General features: G+C 44.3%; 17 protein-coding genes. 14 read left to right on the top strand and 3 right to left on the bottom strand.

Features of this window, described 5'->3' with window-relative positions:
• The first annotated feature begins 49 nt into the window (after positions 1 to 49).
• The 6 genes from mnmL (at position 50) to RH85_RS06955 (ending at position 6,531) form a co-directional block, all read left to right on the top strand.
• A complete protein-coding gene (gene mnmL / locus RH85_RS06975; protein ID WP_006711507.1) occupies positions 50 to 979 on the top strand; it encodes a tRNA modification radical SAM protein MnmL/YtqA in 930 nt (309 codons plus the stop codon).
• A 72-nt stretch (positions 980 to 1,051) separates the two neighbouring features.
• Complete coding sequence (locus RH85_RS06970; protein WP_006711506.1) at positions 1,052 to 2,800, top strand: GGDEF domain-containing protein; 1,749 nt, start codon at positions 1,052 to 1,054, stop codon at positions 2,798 to 2,800.
• Positions 2,801 to 2,880: 80 nt separating this feature from the next.
• Positions 2,881 to 5,226 (top strand): aerobic respiration two-component sensor histidine kinase ArcB, encoded by a 2,346-nt coding sequence (gene arcB, locus RH85_RS06965; RefSeq protein ID WP_006711505.1) that lies wholly within the window; start codon positions 2,881 to 2,883, stop codon positions 5,224 to 5,226.
• 61 nt (positions 5,227 to 5,287) lie between these two features.
• Positions 5,288 to 5,734 carry a hypothetical protein gene (locus RH85_RS06960; RefSeq protein ID WP_006711504.1) on the top strand — a complete coding sequence of 149 codons (447 nt, stop codon included), beginning with the start codon at positions 5,288 to 5,290 and terminating at the stop codon, positions 5,732 to 5,734.
• Positions 5,735 to 6,041: 307 nt separating this feature from the next.
• A complete protein-coding gene (locus RH85_RS23610) occupies positions 6,042 to 6,164 on the top strand; it encodes a hypothetical protein (protein ID WP_277422396.1) in 123 nt (40 codons plus the stop codon).
• 115 nt (positions 6,165 to 6,279) lie between these two features.
• A complete protein-coding gene (locus tag RH85_RS06955) occupies positions 6,280 to 6,531 on the top strand; it encodes a hypothetical protein (protein ID WP_006711502.1) in 252 nt (83 codons plus the stop codon).
• A 42-nt stretch (positions 6,532 to 6,573) separates the two neighbouring features.
• Here RH85_RS06955 and RH85_RS06950 read toward each other — a convergent pair whose 3' ends face one another.
• Entirely contained in the window at positions 6,574 to 7,608 is a 1,035-nt protein-coding gene (locus tag RH85_RS06950) for an NADP(H)-dependent aldo-keto reductase (protein ID WP_006711500.1), read from the bottom strand.
• Positions 7,609 to 7,838: 230 nt separating this feature from the next.
• Here RH85_RS06950 and RH85_RS06945 point away from each other — a divergent pair, with 230 nt between their 5' ends.
• Entirely contained in the window at positions 7,839 to 8,150 is a 312-nt protein-coding gene (locus RH85_RS06945) for a DUF6482 family protein (protein WP_006711499.1), read from the top strand.
• A gap of 41 nt (positions 8,151 to 8,191) precedes the next feature.
• Here the strand turns inward: RH85_RS06945 and mutH are convergent, their stop codons facing one another.
• Complete coding sequence (gene mutH, locus RH85_RS06940; RefSeq protein WP_006711498.1) at positions 8,192 to 8,857, bottom strand: DNA mismatch repair endonuclease MutH; 666 nt, start codon at positions 8,855 to 8,857, stop codon at positions 8,192 to 8,194.
• A gap of 618 nt (positions 8,858 to 9,475) precedes the next feature.
• Here mutH and rppH point away from each other — a divergent pair.
• The 5 genes from rppH to RH85_RS06915 are packed head-to-tail and all read left to right on the top strand — an operon-like array spanning position 9,476 to position 14,772.
• Positions 9,476 to 9,994 (top strand): RNA pyrophosphohydrolase, encoded by a 519-nt coding sequence (gene rppH, locus RH85_RS06935; RefSeq protein ID WP_006711497.1) that lies wholly within the window; start codon positions 9,476 to 9,478, stop codon positions 9,992 to 9,994.
• 2 nt (positions 9,995 to 9,996) lie between these two features.
• A complete protein-coding gene (gene ptsP, locus RH85_RS06930; RefSeq protein ID WP_006711496.1) occupies positions 9,997 to 12,243 on the top strand; it encodes a phosphoenolpyruvate--protein phosphotransferase in 2,247 nt (748 codons plus the stop codon).
• 33 nt (positions 12,244 to 12,276) lie between these two features.
• Positions 12,277 to 13,044, top strand: coding sequence for a sulfite exporter TauE/SafE family protein (locus RH85_RS06925; protein ID WP_006711495.1), 768 nt, complete (start codon positions 12,277 to 12,279; stop codon positions 13,042 to 13,044).
• A gap of 42 nt (positions 13,045 to 13,086) precedes the next feature.
• On the top strand, positions 13,087 to 13,911 hold the full coding sequence (gene lgt / locus RH85_RS06920; protein ID WP_006711494.1) for a prolipoprotein diacylglyceryl transferase: 825 nt from the start codon (positions 13,087 to 13,089) through the stop codon (positions 13,909 to 13,911).
• Between the two features lie 9 nt (positions 13,912 to 13,920).
• Positions 13,921 to 14,772: a thymidylate synthase gene (locus RH85_RS06915; RefSeq protein ID WP_006711493.1), complete on the top strand. Its 852-nt coding sequence runs from the start codon at positions 13,921 to 13,923 to the stop codon at positions 14,770 to 14,772.
• 569 nt (positions 14,773 to 15,341) lie between these two features.
• On the opposite strand, the gene RH85_RS06910 is transcribed toward RH85_RS06915, so the two are convergent.
• A complete protein-coding gene (locus tag RH85_RS06910) occupies positions 15,342 to 16,487 on the bottom strand; it encodes a Na/Pi symporter (RefSeq protein ID WP_006711492.1) in 1,146 nt (381 codons plus the stop codon).
• Between the two features lie 415 nt (positions 16,488 to 16,902).
• Between RH85_RS06910 and nhaR the strand changes: the two genes are divergently transcribed.
• Complete coding sequence (gene nhaR / locus RH85_RS06905) at positions 16,903 to 17,793, top strand: transcriptional activator NhaR (protein WP_006711491.1); 891 nt, start codon at positions 16,903 to 16,905, stop codon at positions 17,791 to 17,793.
• A 118-nt stretch (positions 17,794 to 17,911) separates the two neighbouring features.
• Positions 17,912 to 18,208, top strand: coding sequence for an ArsR/SmtB family transcription factor (locus RH85_RS06900; protein ID WP_006711490.1), 297 nt, complete (start codon positions 17,912 to 17,914; stop codon positions 18,206 to 18,208).
• Positions 18,209 to 18,250 lie beyond the last annotated feature (42 nt).

The following is an 18,250-nucleotide window of genomic DNA, read 5'->3' as shown; positions in this document are numbered from 1 at the left end:
TAATCAAATTACACTAAATATAATGATAATCATTACGATTTAAATAAGAATGCAATTACACGAATTAGTTAATACCATCGGCCAAGATCTTCAGCGTCGCTATGGTGAAAAAGTCCATAAGCTTACTCTTCATGGCGGATTTAGCTGCCCAAATCGTGATGGTACGATTGGTCGAGGAGGGTGCACCTTTTGCAATGTTGCCTCTTTTGTCGATGAGCAAACGCAAGTCAAAAGCATTGTTGAGCAATTAACTGATCGCGCGGGTGAAATTGTTCGCGCCAAAAAATACCTCGCTTATTTTCAAGCCTACACCAGTACCTATGGTGAAGTTCAAGTCCTCAGGAATATGTATGAAGAGGCATTGAAGGCTGCCGATATCGTGGGTCTTTGTGTTGGAACTCGTCCTGACTGTGTGCCCGATGCAGTGTTAGATCTTTTGTCTGGCTATGTTGAGCAAGGCTATGAAATCTGGCTTGAACTTGGCTTACAAACCGCTAATAACCAAACACTAAAACACATCAATCGCGGTCATGATTTTGAATGTTATGCCGAAATTACTCAGCGTGCCCGAGCTTTGGGTATTAAAGTGTGTACCCATCTGATTGTTGGCTTGCCAAAAGAAACCCGTGATGACAATGTGCAAACGCTAGAGAAAGTGTTAGCGGTGGGGACAGACGGTATTAAGCTGCATGGTTTGCATATCGTTGAAGGCAGTACCATGGCGAAGGCGTGGCGAGCAGGCCGTTTGGAAGCGCCTGAATTAGAAGAGTACGTATCGATTGCCAGTGAAATGATCCGTATGACGCCGCCTGAAGTGGTCTATCATCGCGTCTCATCAGCAGCTCGTCGTCCGACATTGCTTTCACCGCTATGGTGTGAAAACCGTTGGTTGGCAATGACTGAAATTGGTCGTGCACTAAATCGCGACGGTGCTCAAGGTTCATTGATAGAACAACCTTTCATCTACGTTAAGCCTTGATTAACCGAGACTAAGTGCACATAAACTGGTATCTTTTAGCGCGTTCAATTTGATCACCTAATATAGAGCACTATGATAGAGCAGACCCTTGCACAACTCCCTAACGCATTTCATCTCCATGGATTTGAAGTGCTGATCGTGGTTGTGGTCTTCGCGATGATTGCTTGTCTCTATTTTCGTTTTAATCAGCAGCTGAAAAAACTGATTCAAGATGCACCCACACCTTTGCTATTGGTTGATGCCAAGTCGGGGGCGTTATTGCTCTCCAACGCTTTTGCTACGCAAGTGTTGGGAGTGCGTCGTGTTGGTCGTTCTTTTTTGTTGCCCGAAGTTTTACCCTCCTCATTTATCAACAATCTTATCCAACAATTCTCTGGTAGCGGTTTTGCTGGCTATCAAATTGATTGGGCGGTTTCTGCCAGTAAAACGATTAAAGTGGAAGTCACCGGACGACAAACGCGATATCGCGGCCGTTCGGTGTGGCTCTTATATGTCACCCCGTACAAATCCAGTACGGTGGAAGTGTTGGCTGAGATGCAGTCGTTGTCTGTGGTGAAAAGTGCCTTTGATAGTTTGTCTGAACTGATCTTTATTAAAAAACAAGATGACTCTGTAGTGAGTAACCGCGCCTTTGACCGCTTTTGGGCGGAGCGTGCTGAAGAAGGCTATAGTGCCATTGAAGGTGTGATGAAAGGGCGTGCTTCCACGCGCCGTTGGACGGTTGACCCTCAGGGGCGAAGCTGTTTATTAGAAACGCATCAAAGCTTATTAATGTCGACCCAAGGTGAGCCGTTAGGCATGCTTGGCATCAGTCACGATGTGACCGATTGGCACAATATGCAGCAAAGTCTGCGTGATGAAATGGAAAGGCGCAAAGATACTGAAGTCGCCCTAGCGCAGCGTGATACGATTTTACAAAACATCTTGGAGTCGAGTCCTGATTCGATTGGTATCTTCAACGAAAATATGGTTTACCAAGCTTGCAATGAGCCGTTTGTTAAAGGCATGGGCATCTCGGATGTCGATGATTTGATTGGTAAACGCTTACAAGATGTGATTCCAAATGAAGTTTATGAACGCTTATCTGATAGCGATCGTAAGGTACTGAATGAAGGAGTATCTCTGCGCTACATTGATCAAGTAATCCACAGTAATGGTGAGATCACTTGGTATGATGTGGTGAAATCCCCATTCCGCGATCCAGCCTCCGGAACCAACGGGGTCTTGGTGATGGCTCGCGATGTCTCTGAGCGATACCTAGCAGAACAAAAACTCGAAGCGGCTAACCAAGAACTTGAGCGCTTGAGTTTTATTGATGGTTTAACTCAGATCTCTAATCGCCGTCGCTTTGATGAGCAATTAGATACCTTGTGGCATCTGCATGTACGTGAGAAACAACCTTTAACCGTGATGATGTGTGATATTGATGACTTCAAGGGATACAACGATCATTACGGCCATCAAAAAGGCGATGAGGCGCTAATTGCTGTCGCGCAAGCTTTCCGTCGCGTTGCTTCTCGCTCCAGCGATTGTGTTGCCCGTTACGGTGGTGAAGAGTTTGGATTTATTCTGCCCAACACCATGGCTGATGGCGCTCAATTACTGGCTGAGAGAATTCACGCTGAAGTAGCAAGGTTGGCGATTCCTCACCAAAGCTCACGGGTAACAACCCACATTACCGTAAGCATTGGAGTCATCTCACTCAAGCCTCATAATTATGATGACGCGGAGGCGATGGTGGCGCTTGCCGATAGCGCACTCTATCAAGCCAAAGCAAATGGCCGCAATCAAACTTGTGTGCATCACACATCCGAAAATTAAGCTCAGCCAACCCATGGAATCTTTAGCCGATTTCGGGCAAAACAGGTAAGATCTAACTAAGATTGTCGCCGGAGCGCTGAATGAACACCATCAAAAACCTTGCCCAGTATTATGTCGATTTGTTAGTCAAACTGGGTATCTTGCGTTTCTCTATTTTACTGGCCTTAGCGCTAGTCGCATTAGCTGTCGTTGTTCAGGTAGGTATTACCTTAGTGCTGAGTGGTCACGTCGATGATATCGATATTGTCCGTTCGGTTTTCTTTGGTTTGATTATCACCCCTTGGGCGGTTTATTTTCTTTCTGTGGTTGTCGACCAATTGGAAGAGTCACGCCAGCGTTTATCGAAAATGGTTTCCAAACTAAAAGATATGCGTTCGCGAGATCAGGAATTACACAACCAGCTTCAGCACAACATTACGCAGTTGAATCAAGAAATCGAAGAGCGGAAAAAAGCCGAAGAAGCGCGTGAAGAAGCGATGAAAGATCTCGAGAACGAGGTTTATCAACGTGAGCGCACCCAAGTTGAATTGGCAGAACGAACGGCGTTGTTGCGCTCATTTATCGATGCTTCGCCCGATCTCATCTATTACCGTAACGCCGAAGGGGTGTTCTCTGGTTGTAACCGAGCCCTAGAAGAGCTCACGGGGAAAAAAGAGTCTCAGCTGGTGGGTTTGACGCCATGGGATGTCTATAGCAAGGAAGATGCGCAGCACATTGTAGAAACCGATGAAGCGGTATTTGCCAATAACCAAGCCATTACTTATGAGCAATGGTTGGAATACCCTGATGGGCACAAAAATTACTTCGAACTGCGTAAAGTTCCATTCTACAACAGAGAGGGGCACCACCTTGGTTTGGTTGGTTTTGGCCGTGATATCACTGAGCGCAAGCGCCATCAAGAGTCTTTAGAGAAAGCCAGTCGCGATAAAACCACTTTTATTTCCACCATTAGCCATGAATTACGTACGCCGCTAAACGGCATTGTCGGTTTGAGTCGTATGTTACTCGATACCCCAATGACGGATGTGCAACGTAAACATATGCAGACGATTAACGTCAGTGCGGTCACGTTGGGCAGTATCTTTAACGATATTATCGATATGGATAAGTTTGACCGTCGTAAACTTGAGCTCTACCCAGCTCCGCTTAATTTTGACGAATTTATCGTTGAACTTGAAAGTATTGCGGCGCTAATGGCTGAACAGAAAGGCTTACGTTTCGATTTAGAAAGATTGAGCGACTTACCTGTCGCGATCAATGTGGATGCGACTCGTCTTCGTCAAGTGCTGTGGAACTTGATCAGTAATGCGATGAAGTTTACCAAAGAAGGTGGGGTGGTATTGTCAGTCAGCGCCGATTGCGATGACCAATTTGCCTTACTGACCTTAGAAGTCGAAGACTCGGGCGTGGGTATTCCAGAGGAAGAATTGTCTAAAATCTTTGCCATGTATTATCAAGTTAAATCAGGTAAAGACAATTTGCATGCGGTGGGAACCGGGATTGGACTTGCGGTATCTAAGCAGCTGATTAAAAAGATGGATGGTGATATTGCGGTCAGCAGTGAAGAGGGCTTTGGTAGCACCTTTACTGTCACTGTTCGCGTACCATTAGCGAGCTGCGATGAAATTAAAGTGCCGGCTTTGCTCCCAGCTCAGCATAAGTTGAATATCTTTATGGTCGAAGATATTGAACTCAACATTACCGTTGCTCGTTCATTGTTAGAGAGTATGGGGCATAGTGTGACCGTTGCTATGACGGGACAAGAAGCGATCGATACTTTTGATCCTAAGTTATATGACTTAGTTTTTCTGGATATTCAGTTGCCGGATATGACCGGTTTTGATGTCGCAGCTTACTATCGTGATCATTATGATATCGTGCCTCCGCTGGTGGCTCTCACTGCGAATGTTCTGAAAAATAAAGAAGAATATTATGAGAAAGGTATGGATGAGGCGATCAGCAAGCCTCTCTCAGTTTCTGCGGTACAAGATGTGATCGCGATGATGACCCCTGAATTTGAAGACCAAGCGCCATTACCGAAGCCGGTCATCGAAAAGTCACCAGTCAATGATGGCGTCTATCAGCGTTTGTTGGATCTCGATATGCTTGATTCTTATATTGGCATTGTAGGGACCAAGCCGGTGTTTGATAGTGTCGCGATGTTTGAAGAGATGATGCCCGACTATATTGAATTACTCGATTCTAATATGACGGCAAAAGATCAAGACGGCATTGTTTCTGAAGCGCATAAAATTAAAGGGGCTGCGGGCTCTATTGGTTTGAAACATATTCAAAAAGTGGCGCAAAAAGCACAGTCTCCTGAACACCCTACATGGTGGCAAAATATTGATGATTGGGTTGAAGAAATAAAGAACGAGTATCAGAATGACATTCAAATACTCAAGCAGTGGTTGAACGAGCGCTGATCGCTTAGTCAATTGACGCCAAAATCATCGCTGTGGTCATCAACAAAATGAAGGTGAAAAAATGAAAAGAATAGCCGCAATCTCGTTAGGTCTTGCATTGCTAGCAGGCTGCTCCGCACCACAAGTTGGTTGGGATCAAGATAATCAAATCGTTTTTAATCAGGCTAAGATTCAATTAGAAAGTAACCTTTGGCTCAATAAAATGCCAACCATTGGTGAAATGCAAGAACAAGCATTACATGGCGCACTCGTCCTTGAGACCAGCAGTTCTTTACCAGCGGATCTTGATGTAGAGAGTATTTCACTGCGTCAGGGTGAAGAGACATGGCTGATTGATGGTGATTTGCTTGAATTGCGCAGTCACAGTGAAAATCAGTGGGAAATCTCTTTTGTTTGGCAATTTGCTTTTGATCCTGAACAGCCTATCGATGTTGCTGTCATGCTCAATAGTGGTGACCATGTTGAATGGCTAGTTGAGAAAGGGGTTGTCATTGACACGGTCTACTAGGATCAGTCGTGACTCCATTTGAGTGGTTTTTACTAAACGGCGTCTAGTTAACTAACTGAAAATAAAGCCAGTTCATTAGAGCTGGTTTTTTTATGTACAAAACAAATCTGTGGAACGAGAGTTATTTCCAAGAGAAATATCTTATTCTTTTCCCATCTGAGGACTTAATTTTAGGTTAAAAAATTGTTTTTCATTTTTTTAACAATTGGTGGTTGAATATTATTCTTATCTGCATAAAATTTAACCATGAGCTTTAAGCTCATACCCTCAAAATATATTGGATTATTACTTTGCTAGGAGGCGCACAATGAAACAGTTCACTGTCATTCAAACCGTTTGCGCCTTTATCGATCCCATGGGGAAACTGAATGGTTTCTCAACTATGGCCAGCATTTGTTGCGATCGAAAATCGAAACACGCAAAACAATAATCCGTACACCAATATTAATTGGCTGTGGAAACAAGGCAGCTGATTAAATAGTCAAATTTTCTATTTTTAATTTGTGGCCTTTTTCCCAGCAAAATCGAAAAACTGGAGAAAAACCATGAGTCATTCAATTTATCTAAAACTTGCCACCGTGCTCGTGAAGGCCGATTTACGTCGTGAAGATCGAGCATGGAAACGTAAAGTACGTCGCAGTGCCTATGATATTCCTTGGCATAACGAGCACCTATTGCGCGATATAGGCCTAGACCTTGATGGTCGCCCAATCGGCCGAAGCGAAGCGCCACAAATTACGGCCGAGCGCCGAATCCGTCACCTTCGTCGAGTCTTAACTGCTCGAATAACGACGTAATGAAAGGGGTGAGCCTATAAGCTTGGTTCACCCCAGATTTCATTAAGGGCAAGGATTGGAGTAAGTGGTCCCAATTGCTTGAATGTCCGTAAGTATCGCATCACTTAACGTGATAGAAACACTATCAATATTCATTTTCAGCTGTTCCATTGTTGTCGCCCCTATGATGTTAGCGGCAACAAATGGACGCTGGTTGACAAACGCTAGAGCCATTTGCGCAGGAGCTAATCCGAGATCGTGGGCAAGTTCAACGTACGCTTGAGTTGCGGCAATGCCTTGTGGCGTAAAGTAACGAACAAAGCGTTCAAACACAGAACAACGAGCACCTTCAGGCCGTTGACCATTGAGATATTTTCCACTTAAACAACCAAAGGCGAGTGGTGAATAAGCCAATAGTTCGACCCCTTCTAGATGGCTTATCTCTGCCAAGCCAACTTCAAAACTACGATTTAAGAGGTTGTAGGGATTTTGAATTGAAACGATTCTTGGTAGGTCATGTTTTTCTGCCAACTTAAGTAGGTTCATCACACCCCACGGTGTTTCATTGGAAACACCGATATAACGCACTTTTCCATCGCGAACCAATTCGGCAAGAGCTTCTAAGGTTTCGATTAAACTGACTTCTTGTTGCTCGTTTGGATAAGGGTAATTAAGTTGGCCAAACGTATTGGTTTGACGCTGTGGCCAGTGCAGTTGGTACAAGTCGACATAATCGGTTTTTAATCGTGTCAGGCTATCGTCAATGGCTTGATGAATATGACGTCGGTCTAACTTCATATCATCACGAATATAGGGCACATTGCGTGGCCCGGCGACTTTAGTGGCAATCACCACTTTTTCACGCTTGCCTGATTTTTCCAGCCAATTGCCAATGCATTGTTCGGTCGCCCCTTGGGTTTTTTCTTTGGGTGGTACCGGATACATCTCAGCGGTATCAATAAAATTGACGCCTCGTTCAAACGCGTAATCAAGCTGGTTAAAGGCGTCCGCTTGGCTGTTTTGCTCGCCGAATGTCATCGTACCTAAGCAAATCTTGCTGATTTCCAAATTAGAATGCGGCAGTTTGTGATAGATCATGAGCCTTCCTTGTCTTAAATGACGGTTTTTTATGACAGTCGTTAGTCTGGGTAAGTGGAGACACTCAGCCCTCTAGGTCAATATAAGTCAGCTTTTATGTCGTTCCAAAGAGCTAAAGCACAAAATGACAATTCTGTTTCTATACTTGTTAAGGGAGTGTTTATTTCACGGAAGAGAGCGAAGCTGCAAAAGTGTACTCACTGCCGTTAATCAATACCGTAGGGGGCGTTATGCATCGTAAGCAATTAGATAAGTGGATTCATGGTTTTCATCAAGCAAGTTATCAGCCACCGAAAGTGTTTGTCATCAGTTGTTCTGATCTCTCGTGCTATCTACTTGCGGTTGAGTATAAGCATAAGGTTGAACCCGTCATGATTGATAATGAACCGATTCATTTCGAGTCTTTGGATCAAGTAAAAGATGAGTTATTGCGGTTAGGCGTCGAACGCGCTTATTTACGCTTACATAATGCTTACGATGAATTTGGTGCCAGCGATGGTCCTATGTATCACGATATTGAAATGTCATTAATGACGCATTAAGCGTCGTGACTAACTGGCACTGTTATCGGCGAAGTATGGCTTTAGGCGTAGTAATTACTGAGAATTTTAGCGGTAAACTGGGTGCGTAAATAAAATCCACGAGGTAGGGTTTTGATGGCTTTGCCACTGGCACCATAGGCATCAGTGAGCGCTCTGCTGTTGGCCGCTTTTGGGCGGAGCTGCAATACTTCACCATGTTTCGCGGTGATTTTTTCCACTTGACCTAACACGATCAATTCCATTAACTCCTCCCAGTCGGTTTGCAGTTGCAACTCTTCTTCTTGGCTTGGTGACCAAATTAAAGGTGAGCCAACGCGACGTTCAGCCAGTGGGATTTCACGTTCTCCTTCAACGGGCACCCACAGTACGCGTGATAGCTTATTGCGAACATGACTTTGTTGCCACGTTAATCCATGGACACCTGTTAACGGTGCGACGCAGACAAACGTGGTTTCTAATGGTTTACCATGATAGCCAATCGGGATTGTTTTGAGTTCGATGCCGAGCGATTCAAAATCTTGTTGTGGTTTACTGCCCGCTGTGGCTCCTAAATGCCATTCCAGTAGCTGTCCGACCCAGCCTTTATCTCGGCGAAGATCGGCGGGGATTGGAATATTCGCTTCGTGGGCGAGCTCGGCAAAAGTGAGTCCTGCAATGTCACGTGCTCGTGTTAGCAGCTCTTGTTCGGATTTTGGTTCTGGCTTCATCGTGTCATATCGAGATTGAGTTAGAGATATTGTAGCGAGATCTAAAAAAATAGCGACTTGCTGCCAATCTCGTCGACTTGCTGAAAAGATCATCATTCATCGCTTATCCACAAGCAAATGACAAAAATTATTGATCTTAGTGACACATGTATGAATTAACAGGTTTTTATGCGGATATAACGCTTGATTTTCCAAGGGTATTGGATTTCTTTTTCACTCATGTGTGGATAAACACCCTGCTGGTTGATCTTTGACCGATCTGTAATTTAATATTAACCGCTTGATTTTTAATAGCCGTTTGGATTCTTACTTTTGGTTTAACTTGTTGTTTTTATTGGTTAAGTTTCAGGTGTTATTTGATGTTTATTGTTGCGCAAACTAAGTGTGTTTTTGAGCTTTCCACTTGTTGATTGCTTTTTCACATAGTTATACACAGAAAAGGTGAATAAATGTGGGCTATGTCTCACTAATGTGTGAATAACCGCATATCTGATGATTAGTTATCCAGTTTAGCGATATTCGGTGATAATTTCTGAGTTAGTCACACTAGTAAGTTTGCTCCGCTTGGGGATATGTGGAAAAATTGCTGTAATTAAAGATTTTATTTGAGGTTGGCCAGTGATAGATGGCGATGGTTACCGCTTAAATGTGGGAATTGTAATCTGTAACAACCATGGTCAGGTCTTCTGGGCTAAACGATACGGACAACACTCATGGCAATTTCCCCAAGGGGGAATCGATGATGGTGAGAATCCAGAGCAAGCCATGTATCGTGAATTGTATGAAGAGGTTGGTCTCACCAAGCAAGACGTAAAAATCGTTGCAACTAGTCGTCATTGGTTAAGATATAAGTTACCCAAACGATTGGTTCGGTGGGATTCAAAGCCTGTTTGTATCGGCCAAAAACAGAAATGGTTTCTGCTACGTTTGGATTGTGATGAATCAAAAATCAACATGCAACGTGGCAATTCCCCTGAGTTTGATGGTTGGCGTTGGGTGAGTTATTGGTACCCAGTACGTCAAGTCGTCTCTTTTAAACGCGATGTTTATCGTCGTGCGATGAAAGAGTTTGCTTCCATGGCTATGCCGTTTAAAGAACGTCGAGCAAAAGGTAAGCGTAAACCGCGAAGAGGGTAGCGATGCTTTCTCAACTAAGGGACATAGTTGAACAAGTTTCCAAAGTAGAAAACGTGCATAGCGCGTTGCAGCTATTGGTTCAACAAACGTGTCTCGCGATGAATACCGAGTGTTGCACCATCTACCTTGCCAATGAAGAAATGCAGCGCCTTGAGTTGATGGCAACTCAAGGTTTGCGTTTCAAAGGCAACAAAATACACATCCATTTTAAAGAAGGTTTAGTTGGGCTGGTCAAACGCAGTGCCGAGCCATTAAACCTTGCTGAAGCGTCGAAACACCCCAATTACAAATACTTTTCTCAGCTGGGCGAAAAGGTCTACCAGAGCTTTCTTGGCACACCGATCATCTATCGTAAGCAAGTTCTGGGAGTGTTGGTTGTTCAGCAAAAAGCGCCTCGCCAATTTGACGAAATGGAAGAGTCCTTCCTGGTTACGCTAGCGGCGCAGCTAGCTGTGATCATTGCTCATGCACAAACTCAAGGCCAGTGGCGGTTAGAGAAAAAACAACAGGCGATTAAGGGGATTCCCGCCTCGTCTGGTGTTGCGATAGGCTCTTTCTGGTGGGATGACTCCCAACCACAGTTAAGTGACGTGCGTCCTGCTTCGACGCTTGATATTGAGCGAGAACAAGAGAGGCTCATGTTGGCGATTGAAGAGGCATTGAGTGATTTTCGCCGCATGCGCAAAAAGCTCGATAACGAAATCAATAAAGAAACCTTAGCTATTTTTGATTTGTTCACTCACTTGCTCAATGATCCGATGTTGCGTCGTGATCTCAAAGCGCAAATTCAAGAAGGCGATCGCGCCGATTGGGCTGTACGACAAGTGGTGGAAACGTACTCGAACCGCTTTGCTCGAATGAGCGATGGTTATTTGAAAGAGCGCGCGCAAGATGTGCGTGAGCTTGGTCAGCGTTTGTTATTTTTCCTCCACAATGCTGAGCAAGAGCAATATTACTTTGAACAACCGGTTATTTTGGTGGTGCGCGAACTGACCGCTTCACTGATAGCGTCGATCCCGAAAGATAAGTTATTAGCAGTAATATCGTTAGAGGGCGCGGCTAACTCTCATGCGGCGATCCTATCGCGCGCTTTGGGTATTCCAGCGGTAATGGGTGTTAATCTCAACCTTGATAGTATTAATGGTAAAAAAGGGATTGTTGACGGCTACAGCGGGAAAATTTTAGTTTCACCAAGTCGACAGCTACTCAAAGAATATCGTGCACTGGCCAATGAAGAGCGTGAATTAGCCAACGTGGTTAATCAACGTATTGAGGAAGCGGCTGCCACCGCCGATGGCGAGCGTATCGAAATTTTGCTCAATGCTGGTTTAAGCGCCGATGCCAATATTGCGGTCAATCAAGGTGTTGATGGCGTGGGGCTGTATCGAACTGAAATCAGTTTTCTGCTGCAACATCGTTTTCCATCAGAAGAAGAACAAACCCAACAATATCAAACTGTATTAAGTACCTATCCCGATAAACGAGTCGTGATGCGTACACTTGATATTGGTGGTGATAAAGCGTTGCCTTATTTGCCGATTGAAGAAGATAATCCATTTTTAGGCTGGCGTGGTATTCGTTTTACCCTTGATCACCCGGATATCTTTTTGATGCAAATTCGTGCCATGATGAAGGCTAGCGCTGATACTCAAAATTTGAGTATTTTGCTGCCGATGGTGTCTGGAGCTCAAGAACTCGATGACGCGATTGTGTTTATTGAACAGGCATTTCAAGAGCTATCGACGCTTGATGAACGGATCGTAAGGCCAAGCATTGGCATCATGATTGAAGTGCCATCGATGCTTTACTTGCTGCCATTAATTGCCGATAAAGTTGATTTTGTGTCGGTGGGAACCAACGATTTAACCCAATATCTTCTTGCGGTGGATCGGAATAATTCACGTGTATCAGATGTGTATGAATCGATGCACCCAGCGGTGATCATGGCGTTGAATCATATTCATCACACGTGTGGTCAACTGAAGCTGCCAGTGTGTATTTGTGGCGAGTTGGCCGGTGACCCGATTGGGGCGTTACTGATGGTGGGATTAGGCTACCGCAGTTTAAGCATGAATACTTCCAACGTTGCTAAAGTGAAGTATCTGCTGCGTCATACTCAAATAGAAGAATTAAAACAGTTAGCTGACAAAGCCTTGATGCAGCCATATGGTAAAGATATTTATACTATGATGGAAAACTTCTTTGAGCAGAAAGGCTTCTCCGGCTTTATCCGCGCCGGTAATAAATAAGGGCTCCAAGTGAATGTAGAATTGCTGATCCTAATGCTATTGCTCGGATCATTTGTCGGTGTGATGGCGGGTTTACTTGGTATCGGTGGTGGCTTAATTGTCGTACCTGCACTGTTAATTTTATTGCCGCAAGCGGGGATTGATGCGGCGATTACAATGAATATTGCACTGGCAACCTCCCTCGCAACAATCATTGTTACTTCCGGATCGTCGGCTTTAAATCATTTAAAGCTGGGTAATGTCGATATGTTTGTCATTAAATGGCTAATGCCTGGGGTGGTTGTTGGCGGTTTTATTGGCGCAAATATCGCTGAGTGGATTCCCTCACACTATTTACCTAAGGTGTTTGGTGTCATTGTGCTTTGCTTGGCGCTACAGATGCTTCTAACGATGAAAAGCACTACTCAAAGAAAGATGCCATCCAGTAGTTTAACCACGCTGTATGGCTCTGGTATTGGCCTTGTTTCCAGCTTGGCAGGAATAGGTGGCGGCTCATTATCTGTCCCATTTCTTAATCGTCATGGCGTTGAAATGCGTAAAGCTGTTGGATCTTCCTCTGTGTGCGGCTGTGTTCTTGCCATCTCAGGCATGATAGGCTTTATCCTCAATGGCTATAGCGCAGAAAACTTACCGCAGTACAGCGTGGGTTATGTCTATTTGCCAGCATTGGCTGCGATTGCTTCAACGTCAATGTTGACTACGCGTGTTGGAGCTAAATTGGCCACTTCACTGCCAACAACAGTACTGAAAAAAATCTTTGCACTATTTTTGATGTTTGTAGCGGGAACTATGCTGCTATAACGTAATCTCATCTAAATCAATCATTACAAGAGTTATCTGTTTATGTCTCAGGGATACTTTGAATTTCCTAATATCGATCCTGTTTTAGTTTCCATCGGCCCACTTTCTATTCGTTGGTACGGCTTGATGTACCTGATCGGTTTTGCTTTTGCTTTATGGTTAGCGAATCGTCGTGCGGATAAGCCTGGTAGTGGTTGGACGCGTGAACAAGTGTCTGATTTGCTGTTTGCTGGCTTCTTGGGCGTGGTGATTGGTGGCCGTATTGGCTACGTGCTGTTTTATAATTTTGATTTATTTCTGCAAGACCCACTTTACCTATTCAAAGTGTGGACCGGTGGTATGTCATTCCATGGCGGCTTACTTGGCGTGATTACCGCAATGTTCTGGTATGCACGTAAAAATGGCCGTACGTTCTTTGGTGTGGCTGATTTTATTGCGCCATTAGTGCCATTTGGTTTAGGCATGGGACGCATGGGTAACTTCATGAACAGTGAGCTTTGGGGTCGAGTGACTGATGTGCCTTGGGCAATTGTCTTCCCGAATGGTGGCCCTCTGCCACGCCATCCTTCTCAGTTATATGAGATGGCACTAGAAGGGATCGTGCTGTTCTTTATTTTGAACTGGTTTATTAAAAAGCCACGTCCACTTGGATCTGTATCAGGTCTCTTCTTAGCCGGTTATGGTACATTCCGTTTCTTAGTCGAATATGTACGTGAGCCCGATGCGCAGCTAGGCTTGTTTGGTGGATTTATCTCGATGGGACAAATCCTATCATCGCCGATGATCATTATTGGTATTTCGATGATGGTATGGGCATACAAGCGTGGCTACTACAAAGACGAATTACCCCAACAAAAAGCGAAGTAAGGAATTGGTGTGAAACAGTATTTAGATCTCTGTCAGCGAATTGTTGACCATGGTGAGTGGGTTGCAAACGAACGTACCGGTAAGCGCTGCCTTACGGTGATTAATGCCGATTTGACCTACGATGTGGCTAACAACCAATTCCCGCTAGTAACGACGCGTAAGAGCTTTTGGAAATCAGCGGTCGCAGAGCTACTTGGCTACATTCGTGGCTACGACAATGCAGAAGATTTTCGTAAGCTAGGCACCAAAACATGGGATGCCAATGCCAACTTAAACGATGCTTGGATCAATAACGCATACCGCAAAGGTGAAGATGATATGGGCCGCGTATATGGTGTTCAAGGCCGTGCGTGGGCGAAGCCAGATGGTGGCCATATCGACCAATTGCGTAAAATCGTTGATGATCTAACGCGCGGTGTGGATGACCGTGGTGAAATTCTTAATTTCTATAATCCGGGTGAGTTCCACATGGGTTGCTTGCGTCCTTGTATGTACAGCCACCATTTTTCACTGCTTGGCGATACCCTGTATCTAAACAGTACGCAGCGTTCATGTGATGTACCTCTTGGCTTGAACTTCAATATGGTTCAGGTTTACGTCTTCCTCGCGATCATGGCGCAAATCACCGGCAAGAAAGCGGGTGTCGCTTACCACAAGATTGTTAACGCGCATATCTACGAAGATCAGTTAGAGCTGATGCGTGATGTGCAGCTAAAGCGTGAACCACTTGCGCCCGCGACCTTCCACATCAACCCAGAAATTAAGTCACTGGAAGACCTAGAAACATGGGTAACTTTGGATGATTTTTGGGTCGAAGGCTACGAGTCACACGAAGCAATTAAATTCCCGTTCTCGGTTTAACCCCCAAGAGCGATAAGAGAGAAGACTGACCGAGTGTCAGTCTTTTTTTTGCCTTGCAGAAGGGGGGAGCAGAATTGAGAAGCGAGAATTGGATAGTCGAGAGGTAGAGAGTTGGGAATCGGGATGGGGACTCGACAGTGTCATTTGAGAATGATGACGGGGATTACCATTGGTTTGTAGAACGAAATCAAACGACAGATTATTAACTTGGCTGCATCTCTTGATATAGGTAGCCGATTTTTTACCACGATTAAGTGTACTGGTAGCATTCCCTACAGTTCGTTAGCACATGATAGGGCGTCTAGCCCTTGGTGTGTTGGAGATGATAAAGCCACCAATTACCGATCCAGTTGCCTTTCCCGATTCTAGATCCTGACGCTCTTTTCAGTCTCTCGCTTCTCGCTTATCGCAGCGAAGCGTTCCTTCTTTTTTCTCGATTCTCATCTCTAGATTCTCGACTCTCTTCTAGCCTCTCAAAGCGCAGCGCTCTCGATTCTTTTTTCTTCAAAGAACAAAAAAGCCCCCGACTTTCGTCGAGGGCTTAGCAAGCAAAGGTGTTGTTCGTTTTATTATACAGTCAGCGCTAGGATTGCACCTGGCAGCACGATGAATACGAATAGTAAGTATGCTGCAACAACTGCTTTGTTTTTGATTGCCATTTCCGCAAGGAACTCAGCACACTTCACTGGAATCTCACGTAGGAACGGGTTACCAAAGATGAATACTGTAGCCAGCAGGTTGAACACTAGGTGTACTAGAGCGATTTGCAGAGCGAATACGGCGAACTCACCAGATACTGCTGTTGCTGCAAGTAGCGCTGTAATACACGTACCGATGTTCGCACCAAGAGTGAACGGGTAAACATCACGAACTTTCAACACGCCAGTACCAACAAGTGGAACCATTAGGCTAGTTGTTGTAGAAGAAGATTGCACAAGAACCGTTACGATTGAACCTGAAACGATACCGTGGATAGGGCCACGACCAATTGCGTTCTTCAAGATATCACGAGCGCGGCCAACCATTAGGCCTTTCATTAGCTTACCCATTACAGTGATAGCTACGAAGATAGTCGCGATACCTAGAACAATCAGCAGTACACCGCCAACCGTGTTACCAAATGAGCCTAGAGGGCCTTGGATAGCGCTGATCACCGGTTTTGTGATTGGCTTGATAAAGTCAAAACCGCCCATGCTCATATCACCAGTCGCTAGCAATGGTGATACTAACCAATGAGAAATCTTATCCAGAATACCGAACATCATCTCAAGTGGTAAGAAAATAGCTACCGCAAGCAGGTTAAAGAAGTCGTGAATCGTTGCACTAGCAAATGCACGTTTAAATTCTTCTTTACAACGCATGTGGCCAAGAGACACAAGAGTGTTTGTCACAGTCGTACCAATGTTGGCACCCATGACCATCGGGATTGCTGTCTCTACAGGTAAACCACCAGCGACAAGGCCGACGATAATAGAAGTAACGGTACTTGATGATTGAATAAGTGCAGTTGCAACTAGACCAATCATTAAGCCAGCGACCGGGTGCGAGGCAAATTCAAAAAGAACTCTCGCTTGATCACCGACTGACCATTTAAAACCTGTACCTACCATTGATACTGCTAGCAGTAGTAAGTACAACATGAATGCCAAGTTAGCCCAGCGTAACCAGCGAGCAGTGCTCGAGATTGGTGCTGCTGTAGTAGTAGCTTGGTTCATAATTTTTTTCTCCGTTGGACCGTAAACTGTTTGATTTGGTCTGTAAGTTGAATCTGAGGGCGATAGTAAGGAGGAAATATTTCAGTAATATTACAGTTGGATGTAACCGTTGTTTTTTTTTCCTTTAGTAAGCAAATATGTCTGTATGAATGGTTTTATATTTAATTTAAGTTATTGAATTAAAGGGAATTTAATTGCCTGCCTGTTTAGTTGAATTCAATCACAAAAATGTCAGAAAAGTCAGTGTTTGGTCATTTTTTCTGATCTTTTATGACTGCTCGCTGTAATAAATGACAAATTCATTTCGGTAAAAACATGTATTAAAGGGTAAATATCTCGGTTTTGCCGAGTTATCATTGTCATCTAAGCGCTTTGTTATAAACTAGTCGTTACCGTTGGATGAAGAATTCTCACTATGTCTCACCTAAATTACAATCATTTGTACTATTTCTGGATGGTCTGCAAGCAAGGCTCTGTGACTAAAGCTGCGGATGCGCTCTTTCTCACGCCACAAACCGTCACTGGGCAAATAAAAGCACTCGAAGAGCGTTTGGATGGCAAGTTGACGAAACGTAATGGCCGCAGTGTTGAACCGACTGAACTTGGACAGCTAGTGTTTAAATATGCCGATCGCATGTATGGCCTTAGCTATGAGATGCTGGATATTGTCAATTACAGTCAACGTTCAAATCTATTGTTCGATGTCGGCGTGGCTGATGCGTTGTCGAAGCGCTTAGTCAGTAAAATTTTGATGACTACTGTCCCGAGTGACAACAGTATTCATTTACGCTGCTTTGAATCGACCCATGAAATGCTGTTAGAACAATTGGCGCAGCACAAATTGGATATGATTTTGTCCGATTGCCCTGTCGATTCGGGGCAAAGTCCTGGACTTTTTAGTAAAAAGCTAGGTGAAAGCCGTATGAGCTTTTTTTGTTCAGGTAATGTCGACAATGTTTCCTTTCCAGCGATTTTAGAGCAACGTAAGCTTTTGATCCCCGGCAGTCGTACAGCGATGGGGCGCAAAGTAATTGAATGGTTTGATCGTCAAGGTATTCAGCCGAATGTGTTGGGGGAGTTTGATGATGTGGCATTGATGAAAGCTTTTGCTCGATATCATAAAGATGTGATTTTTCTTGCCCCTTCTTTATATATGAATGAAGTGGGTGATGACATTGCATTGCAGTTGATTGGGCATATCGATGAGTTAAAAGAAGAGTACTACGTCATATTTGCTGAGAGAATGATCCAGCATCCTGCGGTAAAAAATGTATGTGATGCGAATTTTAGCACTCTATTTAATTGATCGCTTTTACTCGCCAAACTAAATCGATTAACATCATTGAGACATCTAATTGATAATTTTGCCCAATTTACTCAAAACCTCTTGTGAGAAGTTTTGCTGTTCCAAGGAGTAGTACCTGATGAATGTGCAAGAGATGGAAAAAAACTCTACCCAAGCGGTCGTGTTGTTAAAAGCCATGGCGAACGAACGGCGTCTACAGATCCTCTGCTTGTTGCATAATCAGGAAATGTCGGTTGGTGAGTTATGCAATAAATTAGCATTGAGCCAATCCGCACTCTCTCAGCATTTGGCTTGGTTGCGTCGTGATGGCTTAGTGAATACTCGTAAAGAGGCGCAAACCGTTTATTACACGTTAAGCAGTAAAGAAGTGAAGGCCATGATAGAGCTGTTGCATAATATTTATTGCAGCCCTTGAGGAGGGGATCGCTGAAATAGTCCCAATGGGCAAATTTTAGAT

The sequence above is a fragment of the Vibrio ichthyoenteri ATCC 700023 genome (assembly GCF_000222605.1).
Classification (GTDB): Bacteria; Pseudomonadota; Gammaproteobacteria; order Enterobacterales; family Vibrionaceae; genus Vibrio; species Vibrio ichthyoenteri.
The sequence above is the reverse complement of the archived record's forward strand: the minus strand, read 5'-3'. Positions and strand labels throughout refer to the sequence as shown.